Source organism: Hominiventricola sp. (assembly GCF_057604405.1).
Genome location: NZ_DBLYVB010000052.1, coordinates 1 through 4,316, shown reverse-complemented (window position 1 = coordinate 4,316; position 4,316 = coordinate 1). Strand labels below are relative to the sequence as shown.

Below are 4,316 nucleotides of genomic sequence, written 5' to 3'. Positions count from 1 at the left end.
AAGAAGCTCCTTCAGTTCACACTGGATGACGGCACAGGCACAGACAGAACCATCCTCTCAGGAATCCATGCATTCTATGAGCCAGAGGAGTTAGTCGGCAAGACACTTATTGCAATAACAAACCTTCCACCTAGAAAGATGATGGGAATCGATTCATGCGGTATGCTTCTTTCAGCTATCCATGAGGAAGAGGGCGAGGAGAAGCTTCACCTTCTGATGGTTGACAACCATATTCCGGCAGGTGCTAAGCTCTATTAAGATGAGAAAACTGAGCCTTGCGGCGGTGTGCGCTTGCGAACACCGACATAAGGCGAAAAACACACGGAGACGTCAGTCGACGTGATGTAAAGATGTACCGTTTTACCAAATAGACGGGACATACTTCATTTGATAAAAATGAAAAACAGCGATTTACATCAAAATTACATCATTTGATGCAGAAATCGGTGTAAGTAAGAAAAAATTGCATGATTAGTACGATGAATGGGCAATTCCAATTGGAATTGCCCATTTTTGAAAAGAGGGAAAATATGAATATTAAGGTATATCTTGATGCAAACGAAGGTAATAATCCCTCTGCAATTTCTTTACTTCCGTGATACAAAATCAAAACTTTTCTCCTTCATCCTATACTTCCTCGGTGTCACTCCATACTTCTGTTTAAACGCCTTGATAAAATGGCTGCAGTCACAAAATCCTGTCTCCTGGCTGATATAAGTTAGGTCAAAATCTGTGAATTGCAATAAGTCCTCCGCTTTTTGCAGTCTTACCGTGAGAATCATCTCCTTGCAGGTCTGTCCATAGTACTCCTTGAATATTGCGGCAAAATACGAATAACTCATATGAAATTTTTCTGCCAGCTCCGCCACCGAGAGATCTTCCTGGTAGTGCTGTGAAATGTACTCAGATACCTCTGTAAATTTTTCGCTTAATACAGTTTCCTTTTTCCTTTTTTTTATCTGAAAGCCTTCCTGCTTCCAGATACGAAGAATTTCTGCCATAAGAAGACAATAATTCGAATGCATAATAATGTCATAACCAAATTGCTTTTCTTCTAACGCCTTCACTGATCCCTGAATCAGCTGCTTCATTTTTTCCTGATTAAATTTCTCTTTCGAAAAATAAACCGATAGCTTCTGCTCCACTGCGGCCATGGCGATCAGACTCGAAATCGATGGAAGTGCTGAACCGGATATATTCAGATGTGCCGGATCGAATTTCAGGACATAGTAACGGATTGGAAGCTGTCCTGTTGAATAAATTGCATGAGCCATCTGTGGATAAAATACGATCAGATCTCCCGGTTCCAATACATAATTCTCTTCTCCTGCCTCTACATACGCCTTTCCCTCCACCATGTAAAGAATCTCCACAAAATAATGCCAATGTGGAAGAATTGGGAACATCTCAGATGTCTGTGCATCAAATAAAAAGGCTTCATATGGTTTGTTTAATTTGTCTAAACATTCAAAATAAGGTTTCACAGATTATCTCCATCATAGATTTTTACAATTTTATAATAGATTCATTATATCATATCTTTTTTCTACATGATATACTTCCAGCAGAAAATAGAACTATATAATTCGAAAGACAGGAGGTTTTTACCAAAATGAAAATTCAAAATCAACTTGGATATATTAAAGGAATTACATTTGCCCCATTTCACAAACGTGGTTCTCTTTCTACACAGACTGCCCGTGACAGTTTTGATTATATGATAGAACACACTGCTGCTGATTTCGTAATCCTTGCTCCTGTAGGGCTACAGGACCACGCACACTCAGAAGAGATCTGTTACACTTCCAGTGCCACATTCTCAGATGAAGAATTAATCAATATGATCCGCTATGCAAAAAGCAAGCGCATCCGTGTTGCCTTGAAACCTACCGTTAATTGTAAAAATGGTGTCTGGCGTGCTTACATCAGTTTCTTTGAAAAAGATGTTCCATGTGAACCGAAATGGGAAAACTGGTTTGCCTCTTACACAGAATTCCAGACACACTATGCCAAAATTGCAGAAGCCGAACAATGTGATCTTTTTATTGCAGGATGTGAGATGGTAATGACGGAACACCGCAGTGAAGAATGGAGAAACGTAATCGCTGCGATCCGAAACTATTACCACGGACCTGTTTCCTATAATACCGATAAATATCAGGAAGAAAATGTAACCTGGTGGGACTGTGTCGACATGATTTCTTCCAGCGGATATTATCCGATTGATCAGTGGGAACAGGAACTTGACCGTATTGAAAAAGTCGTTCAGAAATTCAAGAAACCATTCTTCTTCGCCGAAGCAGGATGCATGTCCAGAAAAGGATCCTCACTGGTGCCTAACAACTGGGCAATTCAGGGAGATTTACGTCTGGAGGAACAGCCAGACTGGTATCGTGCTATGTTTGAGGCCTGTGCAAAGCGCTCATGGGTCAATGGTTTTGCCATGTGGGAATGGGCCCCGGTTCTTCCGTCCAGAAGTATTGCATCAAGAGATACCAGCTACGAAATCTGCAACAAACCGATACAGGAGGTTATTAAAGACTACTATGGGAGAGACACAAGAAAATAGCATACAACAAACTTCAGAACAGGATCTCTGGCAGGAAGAAGCTGCCATGATGCACATCTTCAGCCGGAACAGAAAAAATAACCTGCGCACGCTTCTTTCTCTTTTCAAGGGACACTATGGCGCGCTGGTTGGTTCCATTTTCTTTTTCATTATCAAGCATTCCCCAACCTGGGTTCTTCCAATCGTCACAGCTAATATTATCAATGCAGTGACAGACCACAACGGGAATATTACCAAAATTCTGATTCTGAATACCATCCTTATGATTGCATTTCTGGTACAGAACATACCAACCAACTACATCCATACCTGGCTCTATGCTAAAACGGTACGAACAGTAGAGAAAGAACTGCGAGAAGCCCTAGTCTGCAAGCTTCAGCAATTGTCGATTACCTATCACAAGGAAATGCAGTCCGGAAGGCTTCAGTCGAAGATCATGCGAGATGTAGAACAGATACAAAATCTTGCATCTCAGATTTTTATCTCTCTTTTGACTATCATTCTGAACATTGGTGTATCCTTCGGAGTGGTCATCTTCAAAAGTCGGATCGTATTTCTTTTCTTCCTCTGCACGATACCGGTTTCTGTTTTGATCATTGTTGGTTTTAAAGGAAAAATCAAAAACCATAACCGTGCTTTCCGTAAAGAAATGGAAGAAACTTCTGCAAAAGTAATGGAAATGGTTGAAATGATTCCTGTAACTAAAGCTCACGCTCTGGAAGATCAGGAAGCCCGTAAAATGAGTGAACAGCTTCGTAAAGTTGCTGAAAAAGGGCTTCAGCTTGATATGATTCAGACATACTTTTCTTCAATCAGCTGGGTTGCATTTCAGATCTTTCAGGTATTCTGTCTTGCATTTACAGCCTACATTGCATGGAAAGGAATCATCGGTGTCGGAGATATCACCTTATACCAGACTTATTTTTCCAGCATCGTCGCTCAGATTGCAAGTATTGTGACTTTGCTGCCAATCATTGCGAAAGGCCTGGAATCCGTTGAATCGATTGGTGATGTGCTTTGTGCAAATGATATTGAGGACAACTGTAGGAAGAAAAAAGTAGTTGATCTGAAAGGTGAGATTACATTTCAGGATGTATCTTTTACTTATAAAGGCAATGAAAAACCGGTATTAAGTCATCTGAACTTCAAGATTCAGCCGGGGGAAACAGTTGCCTTTGCCGGTGGTTCCGGCTCTGGAAAAACAACAATCCTCAATCTTGCCATCGGTTTCCTGAAAGCTGACAGCGGACAGGTATTGGTTGATGGAAATGACCTGATGGAACTGGATCTGCACAGCTACCGAAAGCAGATTGCCGTCGTTCCACAACAGTCCATTCTCTTCACCGGAACTCTCCGCGAGAATATCACCTATGGATCTGAATCTATCTCCGAGGAACAGTTATGGAATGTCATACGTGCAGCCAACCTGGAAGAAGTTGTCCAGAAACTGCCTGATGGTCTGGACACGATGATCACAGAACATGGGGAAAATCTTTCCGGCGGACAACGGCAGCGCATCTCCATTGCCCGTGCATTTTTACGGAATCCGAAGATCCTGATTCTGGATGAGGCAACTTCTGCGCTTGACAGCATCTCTGAAAAGAAGATTCAGGATTCAATCCAGAAACTTGTGAAAGGACGTACCACACTGATCGTAGCCCACCGTCTGTCTACCATTCGCAATGCTGACCGGATTGCTGTGATTGAAAAAGGAAATGTTCTGGAATGTGGCTCTTACGAAGAATTG

General features: G+C 41.7%; 3 protein-coding genes and 1 pseudogene. 3 read left to right on the top strand and 1 reads right to left on the bottom strand.

Annotated features, from left to right (window positions below; translation table 11 throughout):
- A pseudogene (locus tag ACZMB2_RS13690) lies at positions 1 to 258 on the top strand (methionine--tRNA ligase subunit beta); the annotation flags it as partial.
- Between the two features lie 329 nt (positions 259 to 587).
- Here ACZMB2_RS13690 and ACZMB2_RS13685 read toward each other — a convergent pair.
- The gene (locus tag ACZMB2_RS13685) at positions 588 to 1,484 is read right to left on the bottom strand and encodes an AraC family transcriptional regulator (protein WP_004853409.1); all 897 of its coding nucleotides are present in this window, start codon (positions 1,482 to 1,484) and stop codon (positions 588 to 590) included.
- A 128-nt stretch (positions 1,485 to 1,612) separates the two neighbouring features.
- Between ACZMB2_RS13685 and ACZMB2_RS13680 the strand changes: the two genes are divergently transcribed.
- Positions 1,613 to 2,569 (top strand): glycoside hydrolase family 113, encoded by a 957-nt coding sequence (locus ACZMB2_RS13680; RefSeq protein WP_161172069.1) that lies wholly within the window; start codon positions 1,613 to 1,615, stop codon positions 2,567 to 2,569.
- On the top strand, positions 2,547 to 4,316 hold a 1,770-nt coding region (locus ACZMB2_RS13675), incomplete at its 3' end, for an ABC transporter ATP-binding protein (RefSeq protein WP_487597143.1). The genes ACZMB2_RS13680 and ACZMB2_RS13675, both read left to right, overlap by 23 nt.